The sequence below is a fragment of the Bacillus cereus group sp. Bc010 genome (assembly GCF_027716745.1).
GTDB lineage: Bacteria > Bacillota > Bacilli > Bacillales > Bacillaceae_G > Bacillus_A > Bacillus_A pacificus.
Genome location: NZ_JAQFUY010000010.1, coordinates 83,606 through 104,271, shown reverse-complemented (window position 1 = coordinate 104,271; position 20,666 = coordinate 83,606). Strand labels below are relative to the sequence as shown.

Below are 20,666 nucleotides of genomic sequence, written 5' to 3'. Positions count from 1 at the left end.
GGCTTACTCTTCATTAAATACAAATGTTTGCTTCATTTTTTTACTTTCATTTACTGGATGGCCGTTGTAAGAAAAGTTCTTTTCTTCCCAAGTAATCACAACTTTAAAATTATGGCTATTAAAGTCTAATGGGAATACCATGTAGTCAAAGCTTGTATGACTTTTAGAAATATTTTCATTAGGTGTAGTAGGTTTAAAGGTAGCTTTAGAGGTAGGATTGTTATCAAGTATTTCCACGGATACGTTTGATACATCATGACCGATGTTTTTTACGAGTAAACTATATGTATCAAATACACCTTGTTTTGGCTGGATTGCTTGCTTGTTTACGTTATGAGATTTATCAATTTCGATATACCATTGTTTAGACTTTGATGCAATTGGTAGTGATTGAAATGTGTATGCACTAGCTTGTATTGGTAGTGCTAAGCATATAAGCGTAAAGAGAGTTAATATTTTTCGTTTCATTTTTTGAGAGCTCCCATTCTTTAATGAATTTGTTTGTTATTTTCTTCTCTTTTTGAGATAATATACCATGCGATTTAGGGGGGGGAGGATATATTGAAAGAACTCGTAAGTATGGGAAGCAGTATTTTTCTACAATTATTATTTTTGTATATGTTTATTTTTGGAATGTTATTAGATTTGAATCCATGTAATGCAGTAATTGTGTATATAAGTATTGGGGTACTAAGCCTTATCGTTGAAATGGATTTAGTTACGAATAATCAAGTTACTCTTACTGTTATGAGGGAGATGTTTTTATTATAAAAAGAATATACTAAAAATTCTATATAAACTATTTATTTAATTTGGTTAAATATGCTAGAATAAATTGAAAACGTTTTCTTATATGAAAATAGGAAAGCATTTTCTGTAAAAGGGAGGGGATAGTAATGTTTACATTTTTAGTATCAATCGTCGTATTGATAATTGGTTATTTTACATACGGAAAGTTTATTGAAAAAATATTTGGAGTCAATTACAAAAGAAAGACACCGGCCTATGTGAACCAAGATGGCGTAGATTATGTACCTATGGATAGGCGAAAGAATTCTATGATTCAATTATTAAATATTGCAGGTACTGGACCTATATTTGGGCCAATATTAGGTGCTTTATATGGACCGGTTGCATTTGTTTGGATCGTAATAGGGGCTATTTTTGCAGGTGCTGTTCATGATTATCTTACAGGGATGATTTCTATTCGAAATAAAGGGGCGCATATTCCTGAATTAGCAGGGAAGTTTTTAGGAAATGCAATGAGACACATTGTAAATGTTTTTTCACTGTTGCTTTTAGTATTAGTAGGAACTGTGTTTATTACAACACCAGCATCATTACTTGATATCGTATTACAAGGGAAAGTGTCAATCACTATTATCTTAACTGTTATTTTTGTATATTACATTTTGTCTACGATCTTGCCAATTGATAAAATTATTGGGAAGATTTATCCGGTATTAGGTGCATTATTGCTAATAAGTGCTATTGGTATAGGGGGAATGATGATAATAAAAGGTTCTCCTATACCAGAATTAACGTTTGAAAATATGCATCCAGATAATGCACCGATTTTTCCACTATTAATGCTGACAATTACATGTGGTGCTTTATCCGGGTTTCATGCAACACAATCACCAATTATTTCAAGAACACTTCAAACTGAAAAACACGGCCGATATGTATTTTTCGGCATGATGATTGCAGAAGCAATTATTGCGATGATCTGGGCAGCGGCGGCGATGAGTATTTTCTCATATGGTGAATTAAATGAGTTGATTAAATCTGGTACACCAGCTGCGGTTGTAAGTGAAATCTCAAAGACAATGTTAGGGGCTGTCGGCGGAACGATTGCTGTTATCGGAGTAATTGTACTACCAATTACATCTGGTGATACTGCATTTCGTGCGGCACGTTCTATCATTGCGGACTATTTCAATTTTAATCAAACGAAATTGAAAAACCGCTTAATTATTGCAATTCCATTGTTTGTTATTGCATACGGTTTAACGAAAATTGATTTCACACTATTATGGAGATATTTCTCTTGGGCTAACCAATCGACTGCAGCAATTGCGTTATGGATTGGAACGATGTATTTATTTATAAAAGGAAAACCGTATGTTGTTTCCTTAATTCCGGCGATATTTATGACGCTCATGACTGTCATTTACATTTTAAATGCAAAAATTGGTTTTAATATTCCATTAAACATATCTTATATGGTAGGTGCGGTTATTACCGTTATATTAACTGCTGTATTCTTTATAAAAGCTGTGAAAAATAAAAATGAGAATATTGAAGTAGATGTGCAATTAGAGAAGGAAGCTGTGTAGAAATTTTTCTACACAGTTTTTTTCTAATGTAGAAAATTTCCAATAATATGTTAAAATAACATTGTCATACAACAAGGGGGATTTGTTTTATGGAAAATAGAGTTCTTGCTAAAGTAGATGTAACGAAAAGAATTGAATCGAAATCTAAGTACAATAAGAAACTTGAAAAATATCAAAGGCGCTTATTAGCGTTGCAGCAAATTGTAAAAGAAGAAAAAATTGCAGTTATGCTCGTTATGGAAGGCTGGGATGCGGCTGGAAAAGGCGGAGCGATTAAACGAGTGACAGAGCACCTTGATCCGCGTGGGTTTCAAGTAAATCCAATTGGAGCACCAGCACCTCATGAGAAACGGTACCATTACTTGCAACGTTTCTGGCGGAAACTACCTCAGTACGGGCAAATTACTATTTTCGATCGCTCGTGGTACGGCCGCCTGTTAGTTGAGCGTGTTGAAGGTTTTGCTACAAAGGAAGAGTGGATGAGAGCGTATGGTGAGATTAATGATTTTGAAAAACTACTAACAGATGATCATTATATAATCGGTAAGTTTTTCTATCATATTAGTAAAGATGAACAGTTAAAGAGGTTTAAAGATAGAGAGAATAATCCTTTAAAAAGATGGAAAATTACAGATGAAGATTGGCGTAACCGTGAAAAATGGGACGAGTATGTTGAAGCAATGGAAGACATGTTTGAAAAAACAAATAAGCCAAATGCAAAATGGCAAATAATCGCGAGCAACGATAAATTATACGCACGTTTGAAAACGTTGAAAGTGATTATTTCGTTAATTGAGGATTATTTTGTAGAGCATGGTATAGAATTGCCTTCTTATTATTATGAAATGAAAGAAGGTAAGACAGAAGGTTTTGAAATGAATCAAGATGTAGTTGTAAAATAGTACAAGGTTTGTTTATGAAATATAAAGTAGAAATACCCTGTAATTTTGAACAATAAAATTACAGGGTGTTTTTATTTAGAAACATTTTACAAATAACAGAATAAGGTATATAATCAATAATCATATTAACAATGTTAATATGATTATTGATTATATACTATGTGGGGGTCTTATTTTGAAAGGAAGAGATGTTGTTTTAGGTTTGTTGATGGAAAAAGAATTGTCTGGTTATGATATTAAAATTGTGTTTGAAGACGTATTTACTCATTTCTTTGATGGAAGTTTTGGAATGATCTATCCAACGTTACGTCAGTTGGAAAAAGAGGGGAAAATAAAAAAAGAAGTTGTTATGCAAGAAGGGAAACCAAATAAGAAAATGTACTTTATTACAGATGAGGGGCGTGAAGAGTTTTATCAATACATGCAAACGGATGTAGAGAAAGATGTTTTACGTTCAGATTTTTTAATGAGGATGTATTTCGGTAATTATAGCGATGATCAGGCGATAAAAAGATGGATTAAGGACGAAATTGAAAGGAAAGAAGCATACATTGCGGATCTACGTCTGAAATATGAAAAGTGGAGAGAAGGTATTACTTTTGTTGAGGAAATTTCACTCGATGTAGGTATCGCATCGTATAGTGCTCAAGTTGAGACATTGAAAAGAAAACTAGAACAATTAGAAACAAAAAAACAATAAAACAGAAGAATGAAAAACAAGTTCACAATAAATAAAGGGTGGATGAATATGGAGCAATCAAAGGGGATTAAGATTGTCTTTTTAATGTGTTTAGGTATATTTCTTTGTATGATTGATACGACTATTATGAATATAGCTTTACCAGCGATACAAACGAGTGTAAATACTTCATTGGAAAAGATGTCTTGGGTATTAAATGTTTATACAATGACAATAGCAGTACTTGCTATTCCGTTAGGGCGGATAGCTGATATCTTTGGAAAAGCAAAGATGTATATTCTTGGTTTGGTGATTTTTGGTGGCGGGTCAGTACTGTGTGCTTTTGCTAATACGGGAGATTTTCTTATCTTGTCTCGCTTTATACAAAGTGTAGGGGCAGCGATTTTATTTCCAACTAGTATGGTAATTGGTGTATCAGCAATGCCATTAGCTAAGAGGCATGTTGCACTTGCAATTTTAGGTGTAACACAAGGTCTGTCAGCTGCAATGGGACCAGTAATAGGTGGAATTATTACACAAAATTTTGGTTGGAGATGGGTGTTCTTCGTAAATGTTCCAATTTGTATTCTTGGAATCCTTTTATGCTGCACTATGTTAAAAATAAAAAATGAAGAACGTATTATCTCAAAAATAGATTGGGTAGGATTACTATTAAGTAGCTTAGCAATTTTCTCTTTTACTCTCATATTAGTAAAAGGAAATACATGGGGATGGCAAAGTAATATAGCTTTGTCTTGCTATGCACTTAGTACTATTTCTCTTATTCTATTTGTTTTAGTAGAACGAAAGATTCATAATCCGATGGTGAATTTAAATTTATTTAAAGATCGAATGTTTGTCGGAGCATCTATCGTTGTCATATTAAGTAATGTATTTTTAATTGGAGTTACTGTATTACTTCCAACATTCTTAACGAAAATACAAGGTCGAACGGAAATTGAAGCAGCTTTTTTAGTGACACCTATTTCAGCAATGATATTTTTTGTCTCACCAGCTGCAGCAACTTTAATTAAAAAACTCGGAAAAGTAACTATTATTTTATCAGGCTTTCTTGTTATGGGCTTATCTTATTATTGGTTGCAAATGATTGATGTTAATTCAACAAATATAGAAATTATTATTCCATGTATGATATTAGGTGCTGGATATGGTTTAGTAGTAGGACCAATTACAGTTTTAGGTGCGTCTTCGTTTGAAGGAGAATTATTAACTGCTTCTCAAAGTGTTGTGTCAATGTTGCGGCAAGTAGGGATTGTTTTAGCGGTCGCAATATTTGTATCTAACTTAACTCACAACTTAACTGTAAATAAAGAGAATGTATATCGTTATGCAGAAGAAAAGGTGCGTAATATTCATGTGAGTAGTGTCGAGCAAGCTCAGATATTACAAGTAACAAAAGAAAAAATAGAGAATCAAAGTATAGAAACGAATGTAGAAAAGCATCAAAATGAAAAATTTGTAGGGTTAAATAAAGAGAAAAAAGACGAATTAATTCACCAAAAAGTAGATGAAGTATTAAATGCTGTTCCAGTAGAATATAGAGATATAAAAAGAGAAGAAGTTATGAATCAAGTGACAAATGAAGTTGAAAAACAAGAGGAAAGTATAAAGAAAGAAGTACTCGCATTTTCGAATGATGTAAACCATTATGCTAAGAACCAGATGGCTATGAGTTTTACAGATTTATATAAAGCAAGTGTGCCAATTATTTTAATTTGTGCTTTCGTAAGTTTGTTATTTTGGGAAGGGAAAGCTTTGAGTAAAAGAAGGGAAAAAAGGGTAGTAGGGGGATTGGAAGGGAAATAGGCCAAACATGAATTTTATTCTAATTATTGAAAGTTGGCTATTAACAAAGGAAAGAACTCCACGGACGAAACATGAATGGCGGAGTTCTTTCCTTTGTGCTTATAGACATATGTGTCACTATCATGAAGTATTTACTCTCATTCATTATCAGCCAAAGTCAAAGATGAACTGAATAGTATGAATAAGTATTTTTACATACAATGAATAGGTACGTATCAAGTTCAAATATAGGATGCATAATATTACTTTTATAGGATTCTACATATGTTTTCAAGGAGGTTGTATATGTCTATAAAACATATAAATCTGGGGATTCGATTTTTTCTAGAATTATGTGCTCTTGCATCATTATGTTATTGGGGCTTTCAATTTTTTTGGAATGTATATGGGAAATATGTTTTTGGTATTGGTTCACCACTACTTTTTGCAATAATATGGGGGCGGTTCATTGCACCTAAAGCATCATTAAAATTGTCAGAACCATATAGGTTTATGCTAGAAATCATCTTGTTTGGAGTTAGCTCTGTTGCTCTATATGTTGTTGATCAAAAATCTTTTGCTATTATTCTTGCCGTGTTATTTATAATAAATCGCACTTTAATCATTGTCTGGAAACAGTAAATTTACTACAGTATCTATATAAAATTACATGTCATGTAGTTTTATATTGTATTTTAATAATACAAAAGAGTAGTGTTGAAAATTAAGGGATTATTATTTGAAGTGGAGGAGCAACAAAATATGAATAAATTTAAGAGTTAAAAATTTTGGGGTTTTGTTGTTCTATAGTACATTAACAAGGGGGATTAGTTTTATAGAGAGGATGAGGAAATGATAGATACAGCAGATGTTTCAATAACTAATCGTATGTACACAGAAGATGAGCAACAAAAATTATACAAACGAACGTTAATAATCGTAAGTATTTCACAAATGTTCGGCGGAGCAGGATTAGCTGCTGGGATTACAGTAGGTGCACTTCTTGCGCAGCAAATGCTAGGGACAGATGCATATGCAGGATTACCGGCAGCTATGTTTACGATGGGATCTGCGATAGCGGCTTTCTTTGTTGGGAAGTTATCGCAAAAGTATGGTCGCCGCGTAGGGCTTGCAGGAGGTTTTATAGTAGGCGGGTTAGGGGCTATTGGAGTTGTGATGGCAGCTTTAACAAATAGTATTATTCTTTTACTAGTTTCTTTACTTATATATGGCGCGGGCACAGCTACAAATTTACAAGCGCGTTATGCTGGAACGGATTTAGCGAATAAGAAGCAAAGAGCAACTGCTATTAGTATTACGATGGTAATGACGACTTTTGGTGCGGTCGCAGGTCCCAATTTAGTAGGTGTAATGGGAAGGGTTGCTCATTCAATTGGAATTCCTGAACTTGCTGGTCCGTTCATATTATCAGCAGCTGCATTTATACTGGCGGGTCTTGTACTATTTGTTATGCTTCGTCCCGATCCGTTACTTATTGCTAATATGATAGAATCATATAAACAAGAACATACATATAAAGGCCAACCGGTAACAGAAGAAGCGAAAGAAAATAAAAGAGGCATTACAGTTGGAGCTATCGTAATGATACTTACTCAAATCGTGATGGTTGCAATTATGACGATGACTCCAGTTCACATGGGACACCACGGTCACGGTTTAAGTGCAGTAGGTCTTGTAATTGGTTTTCATGTAGGTGCAATGTATCTTCCATCTCTCGTTACGGGAATGTTAATTGATAAAATAGGCAGAACTACGATGAGTATAGCAGGTGGAGTAATTTTACTAGCAGCAGGTGTCATAGCTGCGATAGCGCCAAGTGATTCTATAATACTATTAATTGTTGCTTTATCTTTACTTGGCTTAGGATGGAACCTTGGTTTAATAAGTGGTACTGCTCAAATTGTTGATGCAACTATACCTTCTACACGTGCAAAAACACAAGGGAAGATAGATGTGTTTATTGCGTTAGCTGGAGCTTCTGGTGGAGCGATATCAGGAATGGTAGTAGCGAATTCGAGTTATGCAGCATTGTCATTAGCTGGAGGAGTATTAGCTTTCATGCTGATTCCTGTTGTGATATGGTCCCGAAAAGGATAACGAAATTGAAGTGAGGTTCTAGTTACTAACTAGAACCTCTTTTTATAAACTTAAATTAAATCCCACTTCACAATAAGCCCTAAATGCGTAAGACCACCGCCAAATCCGTATAGTAAAAGTGTATCTCCGTTACTTAATTTTCCTTCTTTTCTAGCTAAATCTAGTGCGAGTGGAATAGAGACGGAAGATGTATTCCCCATAAATTCCACACTCGTTAATGTTTTTTGTATTGGAATTTGAGATTTTTCACAAATAGATTCGATCATTCGTAAATTAGCACTATGAGGAATGAACCAGTCTATATCATCCTTTTGCATATTTGCGGTATGTAATAGTTCTTTTATCCCTGTTGGCACCGTGCGTGTTGCCCATTTATATACTTCTCTTCCATTTTGCACGATTTTTTCATTTGTTTGCAGTGGTGTACCATTCATAGTTGTAGATAAGTTTGTTCTGTATAGATGAATACCACCGTCCCCATTTGTTCCCATGTGTGCGGCAATAAAGCTTGGTTTGTTTTCATCTCTTTCTAATAAAATGGCTCCAGCACCATCGCCAAATAAAATGCAGGTCGTTCTATCGGTGTAATCAGTAACTTTTGATAATGTCTCTGTCGCTATGACAAGTACTTTTTTATGTGATCCAGAAGTAATCAAGCTATTACCGACGTGCAAGCCATATGTGAAACCAGCGCAAGTGGCATTTAAATCAAATGCTATTGTATGAGGTATGTTGAAGTATTGTTGTATTTGGCAAGCAACACTCGGGAAAACGTAATCAGCAGTAGTAGTAGCAACAATGATACAGTCGACATCTTCTAAGTTTTTCTTGTATGTTGTACATAAATTTTCAATTGCTTTAATGGCTAAGTGTGAGGAGTATTCGTCTTCGCTAGCAATCCTTCTTTCCTTCATTCCTGTTCTTTGTACAATCCATTCATCATTCGTATCGATCATTTTTTCTAAATCATGATTAGAGAGTATTTGATTTGGAACATGAGTACCAATTGCAGTAATACGAGATTTAGAATTCATAGGAACAGCTCCTAACTTTATTTTATAACCTGATACTAATATCAGGTTATAAAAATGTCAATATAGATTTTTGGTGTATTGAACGACTTAGCTTACTATGAAGGAATTTAGCGAGTGTTGTAAAAAATAATATACGAGAAGTTTTTAAAATTGATAATGAAGTGAGTTGAGCTCCTTGAAAACAGTTTTACGCATGTTGCCTGTTGTCATTATTTGTAGCTTTATTCTTATTATTTTTTCAGAGAAATCTTATGCTTGTGATTGTATTAACGTATCAGCAGAAGAGGCCTTTTAAAAAAACGATGTAGTGTTTGAGGGAAAAGTAATTGAGGTTGGAAGGAAAGAAGGGGTTGGAATTGAAGTATTATTTGAAGTGAAGAAGATTTGGAAAGGGACAAATTCTTCGCAAATTATTGTATATACAAATGGTGGTGATTGTGTATTTCACTTTGTGGAAGGAGGAGAGTACTTAGTATATTCTTCTCAAAGAGGATTGGAAAAACAATTACACACAAATAGTTGTAGTAGAACGAAGAGATTAGATGAGGCAGGGGCGGACAAAGTAACTTTAAGTCAAATTGCAAAAGAATCTGTTCCGACAAAGAAAGTCGATTTAAAAGGTGGCATGTTGAACGGTTTAAGCTGGTGGCAAATTCTTACTCTTTCTGTAGGTCTGTTACTGATAGTAGCTCTTGTGATTTTTATTGTAAGAAAAAAGCGCAAAAAATGACGATTAAAGTAAAAATATAAAGATTTTCTTTCAGTTTCTATAGGTGGTTTAACCTTGTGAAAGCGAATTACTTATGCTACACTTTATGTAACTTAAAATGAACGGAGGGGCTTCCTTTGATCTTAATCAGATTACGTCTCAATACTTTGTGCCAATAATTGAATAGCGCTCAAAGGCTCTGTCTGTGTGCAGAGTGAACGGGATTGGTCTGCCTATTTTAAAGGAACCCTTTATTAAGCTTATATGTGAAAAAGAGGGAGGGACGAATACGCCCTCTTTTTGTTTTGCCTTTATAAATAGAATGGGATTGTATAGGTGAACACTTATAGTGGATACGTATACGATCTTGGGACTTTTTAACTATGAGATAGGATGAAAGCACAACTTTCTTCTATTTCTTTGGTGAACCCTTATCCGTTTACGAAAACACAGGCAGCGACCTGTGTTTTTTATTTTACGTAATCGAAATGGAGGAATAAATATATGGAAGAATTATTACAAAGAGCAGTTTTAGTTGGAGTGAATTTAGGTAATGAGGATGATTTTGCATATTCGATGGAAGAGCTAACGAATCTTGCAGAAGCTTGTGATGTAGAGGTAATTGGACAAGTGACGCAAAATTTACAACGTGTAAATCCATCCCATTATATTGGAAAAGGAAAGATTGAAGAAGTAGCAGCCTATGTAAATGAAGTAGATGCGAATATGGTCATCTTTAATGACGAATTATCGCCTTCTCAAATTCGAAATTTAGAAGCAGATTTAGATTGTAAAGTAATTGACCGTACCATATTAATTTTAGACATTTTTGCGCAACGTGCGAAAACGAAAGAAGCGCAGTTGCAAGTAGAAGTGGCCCACCTTCAGTATATGATGCCTCGTTTAATTGGACTTCGTGAATCGTTAGGAAGACAGAGCGGCGGTGTTGGTACGAAAAATAAAGGTGTCGGTGAGAAGAAATTAGAGTTGGATCGTCGTAAAATTGAAGAACAAATTTCAGTTTTAAATAAAGATTTAGAAGCTCTTGTTGCGCAGCGTCAAACGCAGCGAAAACAACGTAAGAAAAATGAAATTCCTGTTGTAGCATTAGTAGGTTATACGAACGCAGGAAAATCAACGACGATGAATGCAATGCTTGAAATTTATAATGGTACAGAAGAAAAACAAGTATTTGAAAAAGATATGTTATTCGCGACGTTAGAAACATCTGTGAGAAATATTGATTTGCCAGATAACAAATCATTCTTATTGACAGATACAGTTGGATTTGTAAGCAAATTACCGCATCACCTTGTGAAAGCGTTCCGTTCAACGTTAGAAGAAGTAGCGGAAGCAGACCTACTTATTCACGTTGTAGATTACGCAAATCCAAATTACGAACAGTTAATTGATATTACAAATGAAACGTTAAAGAAAATTGGAGTAGAAAATATCCCAACCATTTATGCTTATAACAAATCAGATATGGTAGATGTTGAAATTCCGAAAGTACAAGAAGACCGCGTTTATTTATCAGCGAAGAAACATATTGGAATGGAAGAACTTGTAGAAATGATTCGCTCACACATCTATAAAGAGTATACGAAGTGTGAAATGTTAATTCCATATGATCAAGGACAGGTAGTTTCTTATTTCAATAATCATGCGCACGTTCTATCTACGAGTTATGAAAACGAAGGTACGAAACTAGAAGTAGAATGTAAGACGAGCGATTACGAAAAGTATAAGCGTTTTGCAATTTAATAAAAAAGGCGATCCTAATATGTGTTAGGATCGCCTTTTTCTTATTCTGTAATAGAGGCCCACTTATAAGAATAAATTCCTGCAAATGGACGAACAACAACATCTTTTACTGTTGGACGTTCTAAATATACGAGTCCTGATTGGAAGATTGGAGCGATAGCTGCATCATCTTCAAGTAAGATTTTCTCAGCATCTTGGAACGCTTTCCAACGTGCTGGTAAGTCAGTTACTAAAGTAGAGCTCGTTTTCTCAATTAATTCGTCGTATTGTTTGTTTGAGTAACTCATCTTATTAAACGGTCCGTCTGTAACGAACATATTTAAAAATGTTGTAGGATCAGGATAATCTGGTCCCCATGTAGAAAGTGAAATGTCATAATCACCATTTCCTTCACAATCTAAAAATGCTTTTACTGGAAGGGGGTGTAATGTGATTTTTAAGCCAGGTAAGTTTTTCTCTAGTTCACCTTTTAAAAACTCACTAATTTTTTTATCGTTAGATTCATCAGTTGTTATGATTGAAAGGGAAGCTTTTTGTAAGTTTGTTTCTTTTTTCGCAGTTTCCCATAGTGTTTTAGCTTCTTTCACATTTGTTTCTACTTTTACATGACTTGTACTGCGAAAATCTTTATTGTCAGGTCCTTTTACGAATCCTTTCGGAACGAATGCATTCGCAGGTATAGAACCATTATTTAAAATCGTTGTTGCGATTCCTTGTTTATCAAAAGCAAGTGAAATAGCTTTACGAGCATTTTTGTTTGCTAATAAAGTATTCTTTTGACTAAATCGGAAAAACGTCACAGAAGGACGTTCCATTTTCTTTAAGCTCGGATCTTTTTGATATTTATCAACAAACTCTGAATTAATCGTAATTCGGTCTACTTGTTTGCTTTCAAATAAGTTAACGGCTGTTGAAGTATCTTTTACGATATTTACATTAATTTCATTTAGCTTCACATTTTTATTATCCCAGTAGTTCGGATTTTTCGTCATTTTATAACTTGTATCATGTTTCCATTCACTTAATTGGAACGGTCCGTTATACACTACATTTGCAGCTTCAAGCCCGTAATTTTTCCCTTGCGCTTCTACAACTTTTTGGTTTTGAGGATAAAATGTTGCAAACCCCATTAAACCTAAAAAGTATGGAACAGGGTGTTCTAACTGTACTTCAAGTGTTTTATCATCAATTGCCTTTACACCAAATGAATCAATTGGTAATTCTTTTTTATTTATTTTTTCTGCGTTTTTAATATCGAACATAATATGTGCGTATTCAGAAGCAGTTTCTGGATTAACAGCACGTTTCCATGCATATTCAAAATCATGAGCAGTCACTGGATCACCATTTGACCATTTTGAGTCGTGTAATGTAAATATATATGTTTTTCCGTCTTCACTCAGTTTGTACGATTCAGCAGCTGCAGGAACGGGTTTATTGTCAGGACCAGGCATATATAATCCTTCCATTACGTTGTTTAATGCAGCGTAAGAAAATCCATCGGTTGCGATAGATGAATCAAGTGTAGAAATTTCCCCAGCTTCTACAATGTTTAATACTTGTTTTGAAGATTCTTTTTTCTTTTCTCCGGGAGTTGTTGCCTCTTGTTTTTGACCACATGCTGTTAAAAACATAGATAATGTGATTGAGAGTGCAACGATCCCTTTTGTTTTTTTCTTCATATTTGTCAACCTTCCCTTCATCTCTGCCTTAGTATAAAAGAAAATATAGAAAATTTCTATAAATAAATCCGATAAAGCGTATAGAAAAAATGTATTATGTAAGAAGTGATATTTCTGGAAAAAGAAATGAAACCAGTATAGAATAGAAATGTTTCAAAAGTCAGAATTTATTACACCTACTGTAATAAATATATATTTTGTACAGGAAGGAGAGATTCATATATGCAGGCAGTTTCGCAAAAAAACACGGTAGAAACACCGACAATATATCGAATATTATTTGCGATTAGCTTCGGTCATTTTTTAAATGATTCGATGCAAGCAGTTGTGCCCGCTTTATTTCCTATTTTGGAAAAAACGATGAATTTATCCTATATGCAAGTAGGGTGGATTGCGTTTGCATTAAATATGACGTCATCGATTATGCAGCCAGTTTTTGGTATGTATTCGGATAAGAAGCCGTCACCATTTTTATTACCGCTCGGTATGTTTTCAAGTATGCTCGGGATGATCGGACTTGCATTTGCACCGAATTTTATTATTGTTATTATTTCTGTTTTATTTATCGGATTAGGTTCCGCAGTCTTTCATCCAGAAGGTGCCCGAGTGGCTTATATGGCGTCCGGTGCAAAACGGGGATTAGCGCAAGCGATTTATCAAGTGGGAGGAAATACAGGGAATTCTCTAGCTCCTATTTTTACAGCGTTAATTTTCGTTCCGCTCGGTCAAATTGGTTCTTTAGGTTTTACAGCCTTTGCAGCGGTAGGCATTGTGTTATTAATTTTCGTATCAAATTGGTATAGAAATGAATTAGCAACTGGCGCTGTGAGAAGAAAAAAGAGGGCTGCGCTTGAGGCGGAACATGCGATTGTAAGTACACATATTAAATTTGTTATTTTACTTCTTGTTTTTCTTACTTTTGTACGCTCTTGGTACGGTGCTGGTATCGGGAATTTTTATCAATTTTACTTAATTGAGCATTACGGTTTATCGATAAAAAATGCTCAGTATTTCGTATTCGCATTTATGATTGCTGGTGTGTTAGGAACTTTCTTCGGTGGTCCATTAGCAGATCGATTTGGAAAGAAAACAATTATTGTATTTTCAATGCTAGGTTCAGCGCCACTCGCACTTTTATTACCTCACGTTTCGCTCGTGTGGGTCGTACCGCTATTTTTATGTATCGGTTTTATTAGTTCAAGTAGCTTTAGTGTAATTGTTGTATATGCGCAAGAGCTTGTTCCTGGAAAAGTAGGAATGGTATCAGGATTAATTGTAGGGCTTGCGTTTGGACTCGGTGCTTTAGGCTCTGTAGTTCTTGGGAAATTGGCTGACATATATAGTCTACAATTCATTATGTTACTATGTAGTTGTCTACCATTAATTGGACTTACTTCATGGTTACTACCAAATGATAAGAAAACGATAGAATAGGGGATACGCTATGAAATTATGTGAAAACGTAACAGAATTAATAGGAGATACACCTGTCGTCAGATTATCTAAATTTATTCCAGAAGACGCAGCAGATGTGTATGTAAAACTAGAAATGTTTAATCCATCACGCAGCGTGAAAGACCGTGCTGCCTATAATTTATTGCACGTTGCAGAAGAGAATGGTCATATTAAACCAGGAGATACAATTATTGAGCCAACAAGTGGTAATACAGGGATAGGTTTAGCGATGAACGCGGCTGCAAAAGGGTATAAAACGATTTTAATTATGCCAGATAATATGTCTAAAGAAAGAATTAACTTATTGAAAGCATACGGAGCAGAAGTAGTTTTAACACCGGCAGAACAAAGAATGCCAGGAGCAATTGCGAAGGCGTTAGAATTGCAGAAACAAATTCCAAATAGTTTTATTCCGCAGCAATTTGAAAATCCAGCAAACCCGAATATTCATCGTTATACAACTGCACTTGAAATTTATGAACAAATGGATGGCGAGCTTGATGCATTCGTAGCAACGGCTGGAACGGGTGGAACTATTACAGGGACTGGAGAAACGTTAAAAGAGAAACTACCAAACTTATATATCGCAGTAGTAGAACCGAAAGGATCTCCCGTACTATCGGGATGTGTTCCAGGTCCTCATAAACTAGTAGGAACAAGTCCGGGATTTATCCCGAAAAACTTAAATACAGAAGTGTATAACGAAATTATTCAAATTGCAGACGAAGAGGCTTTAACGACAATGAGAAATTTGGCTAGACAAGAGGGATTGTTAGTTGGGCCGTCTTCAGGTGCTTCTGTTTACGCAGCGATTATGATCGCAAAACGATTAGGCGCTGGTAAAAAAGTTTTATGTATTGCACCTGATACAGGTGAGCGTTATTTGAGTATGGGATTATTTGAATGAAAAGGATAAAAACACCTTACTCGTGAAATTGTTACGAGTAAGGTGTTTGTTTTAGGTTGTAAGAGGGGGAGAATAAAAATGAAACTATTAAAACCAACACATGAATATAGTGGAGAAATTATGGAATATAAACATGCGTTTTTACAATCAGGAGAACAACCACATGGCAGTAGTTCTTTACAAAATTTTGATTCTCTCGATGAATGGTTTGAAAAAGTGAATATACAAGAACTTGGGGAAAACTTAAAAGCTAATCGAGTACCATCTAGTCAATTTTTAAGCTTTGAAAAAGGGGAACTTATAGGTTTTGTGAATATTAGACATCGATTAAATGAAGAGTTATTGCGGGAAAGTGGTCATATTGGATATAGTGTACATCCAAATAAACGTCGTCAAGGTTACGCGATAAAACAATTGAAACTCGCATTATATGAAGCACAAAAGTTAGGGTTGCAGAAAGTGTTAATAACTTGTGATAAAGCTAATATTGCTTCGGCTAAAACGATTCAAAAGGTTGGCGGTGTGTTAGAAAATGAAGTAGTTTCTTCTCATACTGGGGAAATTGTTCAGCGTTATTGGGTAGAAATATGATTTAGTGGGACATTAAAAAGGGAATGCAATGCATAATATCGAAATAGATAAATGAAAAGGTAATTGTGTACTGCAATTTTAGGGGGAAATGAAGTGGGATTAAAAGAGAAAGCAATAGAAATGTCGGAGATTTATAGGCAAAATCCGAAAGTGGAGGCTATTATTTTAGCTGGTTCAGTAGCTAGAAAGCTAGAAGATGAACATTCAGATATAGAACTACATATTTTATGGTCAATGCCACCAGAGGATGAGGATCGTAAAGGGCCTATTAACTATATTGGTGGAACAATTTTGTCATACCATCCTTACGAGGAAGAAGAATGGTCGGAAACATATTTGACGAAAGAAGGAATTAAATTAGAGATTAGTAACTTTTTAGCAGAAACAGTAGAGAAAGTTATTTCGGATGTGGTGGATCAATACGATATAAGTTATGAAAAACAATGTATCGTATCATCCGTGCATGACGGAGTTAGTTTGTATGGGGAAGAGAAAGTAAATGAATTAAAAGATAGGGTGATGGCATATCCAGAAGACCTAGCGAAACGGATGATTTCAGAAAATCTTTGGTTAAGTAATCGCTGGCATAATCGAGAGGCACTTTTAAAACGAAAAGACTGGCTTATGCTATATGATGTTATTTGTGAAGCGCAAAGAAATATATTTGGGGTCTTATTTGGTTTGAATAAAATGTATGTACATCACCCAGCGTTTAAATGGATGCCATATAATGTGGAACGAATGATTATTAAGCCTGAAAACTTATATGAGCGTATGGCGAATACGTTAATAGGGAAACCGGAGTATAGTATACAGGAGTTAGGAGTGTTAATCGAGGAGCTATTACAGTTAGTAGAACACCATGCTCCGGAATTACATATTGCTGAACAGCAAAAGCGTATTCAATATGCGAAATAAAAAACAAAGAGATGTAACCCTTGTTACATCTCTTTGTTTTTTATTTTACTAATTTCCCCAGTATAGGTAAGCGTTGAATTCTATCACCGAGAATATGTGAAGCAAGTCCACTAGTTAATACGAATAAAAGGTAAACAAGTCCTCCTACAGCGCCGCATATAACAACAATGAGAAGTGATTCGATATAAGATTGTCCAGGAATTAACCATGTTAAAATTGATTTTAATGCCATCACAACAGCAGACATTGCTGCGGAGTAAATTGTAATAAGAAATACTGTTTTTGCTGTCTCACCAATTTTAAATTTCGCAAACTTAACGATGCAGTACAACATAATACTATTGGAAACGAGGTATCCAAGAATGGTTCCAAGTACAGCACCGTGTCCGCCAAATAAATGTAAGAGCGGTGTATTTACTACAACTTTAACGAGAATCCCGGCTGAGAATGCAATCATTGTTTTTCTTTGATAATCGATTCCTTGTAAAATAGCTGCTGAAACTGTGAAAATCGCACTTAATATAGCAGACGGTGCAAATGAAATTAAATATTGTGATCCACCAAGTGCGATTTCAGGATTTACATAAACCATGCGGAATGCATCGTAAGCGATGCTAGCAAGACCAAATGCAGCCGGGATCGTGAAGAATAACAAGACTTGAAATATCTTTGAAATTTGTTCTTGTAATTCTTCTAATTTCCCGCTTGTATAAGATTTCGTTATAGCCGGAATGATCGTTAAGGAGAATCCAGTTGCAAGTGAAGCTGGAATCATAATTAACTTTTGGGCATAGTTCGTTATATAAGCGAAAACTGCATTTGCTGTTTCTAACGGCTCTCCCATCGCTCTAAGGACATCAGCTACAGTATATTGATCTACTAACGTGTAAAGTGGAATTGCGATGCCGACAAATACAATTGGGATTGCATAGCGAAGTAATTCTATATAAATATTTTTTAATGGGATATTCGATGCTCTTGATTTTAATTCACCTTCGGGAGGTTTTAACCCATTATATTTTTTCCAGTACATCATTAAAATAGAGACGCTTGCAAGTGCTCCGATAACAGCTCCAAACGTAGCAACTGCAACTGAAGAAGCTACTGAACCCCCTAATAATTTTGAGACGATGAAGCTACCAACTAAAATGAAAACAACACGTGCAATTTGTTCCACGACTTGAGAAACAGCACTTGGTTTCATATGTTGAAAACCTTGGAAATAACCACGTGTAACACTCATAGCTGGTACGATAATAAGTGCAAAACTTAATGCTCGCATCGTAAGTGTTACGTCAGCGATAAATTGTGGATCTGGCGTTTTCGAGCGAATAATAAATTGTGATATGTACGGTGCTCCAATAAATAAAATTAAAAATCCTAAAAAGCCCATAAACAACATTAATTTTACACTAGAATTGTATAATTTTTTGCTTGTACTATAATCACCAAGCGCATTATGCTTTGCAACGAATTTGGAAACGGCAATAGGAATACCCGCTGTTGAAAAGCTTAATAAAATACCGTACCAAGAGTATGCATATCCATATAAAGCAACCCCTTGCGTTCCAACTAGTAATTGAAAAGGGAAGAAGTATATAAAACCTAATATACGTGAAATCATTGTGGCCCCGCTTAATAAAGCAGTTCCTTTTAAAACTTTTGACGTAGACAAATTTCTTTCCTCCTACTCGTGCTGTCTTGCATTCATCGTATACTACTATAAACCTGTTAGAGTAGTTAATATAGTATGGAACATAAATATTCTAATATTATTCATTTAAAAGTCATATTTTGAATTTTTAAATAGAATGTAATACATAAAAATTCAAAATATAAGTTGACACTATTTTTAATGTATGATAAAAATGATAGTAATCAATTCGGAAAATAATATTTGGGCAATGAAAGGGTATAGTAGTGAATATCTCCCTATTTCAGAGAGCTGATGGTTGGTGTGAATCAGTATATAGATTATTCATGAAGTTCGTCCTGGAGCATCTTTCATAAATCTCACATTATGAGGAAATGAAAGACGGTAGTTTATACCGTTATCAAATAAAGTGGTGAAGATTGTTTCACAACTAGGGTGGTACCGCGATATTTATCGTCCCTACGTATTTACGTAGGGACGTTTTTTATTTAGGTCTTACTTTGTTGTGGCTTCATAACTAGGGTGGTACCGCGATATTTTATCGTCCCTACGTATTTGCGTAGGGGCGTTTTTTATTTAGGTCCTAACTTTGTTGTATCTTCATAACTAGGGTGGTACCGCGATATTTTTGTCGTCCCTACGTATTTACGTAGGGGCGTTTTTTATTAGTAGAGAGGAAGTGAACGTATTAGAAAAGAGTGTGGATAGAACAATATAAATACCGAATTGTAAAACAGAAAAAGATAAAGAGAGGAGATTAACAAATGAATTCACAGCAATGGACATCGAAATTAGGTTTCGTATTAGCTGCAGCAGGTTCAGCAATTGGTCTAGGGGCAATTTGGAAGTTCCCGTATATGGCCGGAATTGGAGGGGGCGGCGCGTTCTTCCTTATTTTCATCGGTTTCACATTATTAATTGGTTTACCGCTATTATTAGCTGAATTTGTTATCGGAAGAAGTACACAAAAAGAGGCCGTTGATGCGTATAGAGAAATCGCACCAAAAACACTATGGCCATGGTTAGGGAAATTAGGGATTGTAACATGTTTCATATTACTTTCTTTCTACAGTGTTGTAGGAGGCTGGATTTTATTATACTTATGGAATGCAATTACAGGTAGACTATGGGAAGGAAATGGGGCATACGAAGCTACGTTTGGTGAAATCATTTCCAATCCGTATTTAGCAGTTGGCTCACAGCTATTATTCATCCTTATTACTATTTTCATCGTAAGTAAAGGTGTACAAAATGGTGTTGAAAAAGTAAATAAATATTTCATGCCAGCACTATTCGTTTTATTCTTTGTATTAATCGTTCGTGCACTTACGTTAGATGGTGCGGGAGAAGGAGTTCGTTTCTTCTTACAACCTGATTTCGCAAACGTAACATCAGAAGTCATTTTATATGCAATGGGGCAATCGTTCTTCTCACTATCAGTCGGAGTAGCAGTAATGGTAACGTATAGCTCATACTTGCCGAAAGAAGAAAGCTTACCGCGTTCAGCATTTTCTATCGTAGCTTTAACGCTTGTGATTACATTACTTGCAGGACTTGCAATTTTCCCAGTAGTGTTCGCATTTGGAATGGAACCATCTCAAGGACCAGGGTTATTATTTATCGTACTGCCAGCTATTTTCAGTAAAATGGCATTTGGAAAATTATTCTTCATTGTTTTCTTATTACTATTCTTCTTTGCTACTATTACATCAGCGATTTCGATGTTAGAAATTAGCGTGGCATCTTTAACTGCAAAAGGTAAAGGGAAACGTGAAAAAATGGCTTTAATCGTAGGTTTATTAATCTTCGTTGTAGGAGTACCGTCAGCATTGTCATTTGGTATATTAAGCGATCTGAAGATTTTCGGAAAGACAGTCTTTGATTTAGCGGATTATGCAGTTAGTAATGTACTCATGCCACTGGGTGTTTTATTAGTTTCTATCTTTGTTCCTTTAAAAATGAAGAAAGATGTATTAATGAGAGAGCTTGGTGTAAGTAAAAATAAAGGCTATAAATTGTTTGTATTATGGTTATTCTTACTTCGCTTCATCGCACCAATTGCGATTATTATCGTATTCTTAAATGTACTTGGCATTATTTAAAAAAGG

General features: G+C 35.0%; 16 protein-coding genes, 2 pseudogenes and 1 other annotated feature. Of the genes and pseudogenes, 14 read left to right on the top strand and 4 right to left on the bottom strand.

The window, feature by feature from the left end; genetic code table 11:
* Nucleotides 1–3: 3 nt before the first annotated feature.
* Entirely contained in the window at nt 4–468 is a 465-nt protein-coding gene (locus PDQ68_RS13790) for a hypothetical protein (protein ID WP_000823326.1), read from the bottom strand.
* Nucleotides 469–561: 93 nt separating this feature from the next.
* On the opposite strand from PDQ68_RS13790, the gene PDQ68_RS13785 reads away from it, so the two are divergent.
* The 7 genes and pseudogenes from PDQ68_RS13785 to PDQ68_RS13755 all read left to right on the top strand — a co-directional run bounded on the left by PDQ68_RS13785 (nt 562) and on the right by PDQ68_RS13755 (nt 7,844).
* The gene (locus PDQ68_RS13785; RefSeq protein ID WP_016717144.1) at nt 562–771 is read left to right on the top strand and encodes a hypothetical protein; all 210 of its coding nucleotides are present in this window, start codon (nt 562–564) and stop codon (nt 769–771) included.
* 125 nt (nt 772–896) lie between these two features.
* Nucleotides 897–2,339 (top strand): carbon starvation CstA family protein, encoded by a 1,443-nt coding sequence (locus PDQ68_RS13780; RefSeq protein ID WP_061183886.1) that lies wholly within the window; start codon nt 897–899, stop codon nt 2,337–2,339.
* 89 nt (nt 2,340–2,428) lie between these two features.
* Entirely contained in the window at nt 2,429–3,241 is an 813-nt protein-coding gene (locus PDQ68_RS13775) for a polyphosphate kinase 2 family protein (RefSeq protein ID WP_061183885.1), read from the top strand.
* Between the two features lie 175 nt (nt 3,242–3,416).
* Nucleotides 3,417–3,954, top strand: a pseudogene (locus tag PDQ68_RS13770) (PadR family transcriptional regulator).
* Nucleotides 3,955–3,989: 35 nt separating this feature from the next.
* Entirely contained in the window at nt 3,990–5,747 is a 1,758-nt protein-coding gene (locus tag PDQ68_RS13765; protein WP_061183884.1) for an MFS transporter, read from the top strand.
* Nucleotides 5,748–6,032: 285 nt separating this feature from the next.
* Nucleotides 6,033–6,368, top strand: coding sequence for a YrdB family protein (locus PDQ68_RS13760; protein ID WP_270786844.1), 336 nt, complete (start codon nt 6,033–6,035; stop codon nt 6,366–6,368).
* Nucleotides 6,369–6,578: 210 nt separating this feature from the next.
* Entirely contained in the window at nt 6,579–7,844 is a 1,266-nt protein-coding gene (locus PDQ68_RS13755; protein ID WP_061183883.1) for an MFS transporter, read from the top strand.
* A 50-nt stretch (nt 7,845–7,894) separates the two neighbouring features.
* On the opposite strand, the gene PDQ68_RS13750 is transcribed toward PDQ68_RS13755, so the two are convergent.
* Nucleotides 7,895–8,878 carry a ketoacyl-ACP synthase III gene (locus tag PDQ68_RS13750; protein ID WP_061183882.1) on the bottom strand — a complete coding sequence of 328 codons (984 nt, stop codon included), beginning with the start codon at nt 8,876–8,878 and terminating at the stop codon, nt 7,895–7,897.
* A gap of 175 nt (nt 8,879–9,053) precedes the next feature.
* Here PDQ68_RS13750 and PDQ68_RS13745 point away from each other — a divergent pair.
* Together PDQ68_RS13745 and hflX are read left to right on the top strand one after the other, a co-directional pair.
* Nucleotides 9,054–9,608, top strand: a pseudogene (locus PDQ68_RS13745) (cobalamin biosynthesis protein CbiN).
* A gap of 483 nt (nt 9,609–10,091) precedes the next feature.
* Entirely contained in the window at nt 10,092–11,351 is a 1,260-nt protein-coding gene (gene hflX / locus PDQ68_RS13740) for a GTPase HflX (protein ID WP_061183881.1), read from the top strand.
* A 41-nt stretch (nt 11,352–11,392) separates the two neighbouring features.
* Here the strand turns inward: hflX and PDQ68_RS13735 are convergent, their stop codons facing one another.
* On the bottom strand, nt 11,393–13,033 hold the full coding sequence (locus PDQ68_RS13735; protein ID WP_061183880.1) for a peptide ABC transporter substrate-binding protein: 1,641 nt from the start codon (nt 13,031–13,033) through the stop codon (nt 11,393–11,395).
* 222 nt (nt 13,034–13,255) lie between these two features.
* Between PDQ68_RS13735 and PDQ68_RS13730 the strand changes: the two genes are divergently transcribed.
* The 4 genes from PDQ68_RS13730 to PDQ68_RS13715 all read left to right on the top strand — a co-directional run bounded on the left by PDQ68_RS13730 (nt 13,256) and on the right by PDQ68_RS13715 (nt 16,904).
* Nucleotides 13,256–14,467, top strand: coding sequence for an MFS transporter (locus PDQ68_RS13730; protein WP_001149430.1), 1,212 nt, complete (start codon nt 13,256–13,258; stop codon nt 14,465–14,467).
* Between the two features lie 10 nt (nt 14,468–14,477).
* The gene (cysK, locus tag PDQ68_RS13725) at nt 14,478–15,395 is read left to right on the top strand and encodes a cysteine synthase A (protein WP_061183879.1); all 918 of its coding nucleotides are present in this window, start codon (nt 14,478–14,480) and stop codon (nt 15,393–15,395) included.
* Nucleotides 15,396–15,473: 78 nt separating this feature from the next.
* Nucleotides 15,474–15,986, top strand: coding sequence for a GNAT family N-acetyltransferase (locus PDQ68_RS13720; protein WP_016717157.1), 513 nt, complete (start codon nt 15,474–15,476; stop codon nt 15,984–15,986).
* A 93-nt stretch (nt 15,987–16,079) separates the two neighbouring features.
* The gene (locus PDQ68_RS13715; protein WP_016717158.1) at nt 16,080–16,904 is read left to right on the top strand and encodes a DUF4037 domain-containing protein; all 825 of its coding nucleotides are present in this window, start codon (nt 16,080–16,082) and stop codon (nt 16,902–16,904) included.
* A 40-nt stretch (nt 16,905–16,944) separates the two neighbouring features.
* Here the strand turns inward: PDQ68_RS13715 and PDQ68_RS13710 are convergent, their stop codons facing one another.
* A complete protein-coding gene (locus PDQ68_RS13710; RefSeq protein ID WP_000107870.1) occupies nt 16,945–18,579 on the bottom strand; it encodes a putative polysaccharide biosynthesis protein in 1,635 nt (544 codons plus the stop codon).
* A gap of 220 nt (nt 18,580–18,799) precedes the next feature.
* Nucleotides 18,800–19,022 (top strand) — a binding site (T-box leader).
* 300 nt (nt 19,023–19,322) lie between these two features.
* Between PDQ68_RS13710 and PDQ68_RS13705 the strand changes: the two genes are divergently transcribed.
* Nucleotides 19,323–20,660, top strand: a complete 1,338-nt coding sequence (locus PDQ68_RS13705) for a sodium-dependent transporter (protein WP_001088180.1) — start codon at nt 19,323–19,325, stop codon at nt 20,658–20,660.
* Nucleotides 20,661–20,666: the final 6 nt, after the last annotated feature.

Coding starts and splice junctions, on each gene's coding strand:
- PDQ68_RS13790 (WP_000823326.1), bottom strand. CDS start 468: ATGAAACGAAAAATATTAACTCTCTTTACGCTTATATGCTTAGCACTA.
- PDQ68_RS13780 (WP_061183886.1), top strand. CDS start 897: ATGTTTACATTTTTAGTATCAATCGTCGTATTGATAATTGGTTATTTT.
- PDQ68_RS13775 (WP_061183885.1), top strand. CDS start 2,429: ATGGAAAATAGAGTTCTTGCTAAAGTAGATGTAACGAAAAGAATTGAA.
- PDQ68_RS13765 (WP_061183884.1), top strand. CDS start 3,990: ATGGAGCAATCAAAGGGGATTAAGATTGTCTTTTTAATGTGTTTAGGT.
- PDQ68_RS13760 (WP_270786844.1), top strand. CDS start 6,033: ATGTCTATAAAACATATAAATCTGGGGATTCGATTTTTTCTAGAATTA.
- PDQ68_RS13755 (WP_061183883.1), top strand. CDS start 6,579: ATGATAGATACAGCAGATGTTTCAATAACTAATCGTATGTACACAGAA.
- PDQ68_RS13750 (WP_061183882.1), bottom strand. CDS start 8,878: ATGAATTCTAAATCTCGTATTACTGCAATTGGTACTCATGTTCCAAAT.
- hflX (WP_061183881.1), top strand. CDS start 10,092: ATGGAAGAATTATTACAAAGAGCAGTTTTAGTTGGAGTGAATTTAGGT.
- PDQ68_RS13735 (WP_061183880.1), bottom strand. CDS start 13,033: ATGAAGAAAAAAACAAAAGGGATCGTTGCACTCTCAATCACATTATCT.
- PDQ68_RS13730 (WP_001149430.1), top strand. CDS start 13,256: ATGCAGGCAGTTTCGCAAAAAAACACGGTAGAAACACCGACAATATAT.
- cysK (WP_061183879.1), top strand. CDS start 14,478: ATGAAATTATGTGAAAACGTAACAGAATTAATAGGAGATACACCTGTC.
- PDQ68_RS13720 (WP_016717157.1), top strand. CDS start 15,474: ATGAAACTATTAAAACCAACACATGAATATAGTGGAGAAATTATGGAA.
- PDQ68_RS13705 (WP_001088180.1), top strand. CDS start 19,323: ATGAATTCACAGCAATGGACATCGAAATTAGGTTTCGTATTAGCTGCA.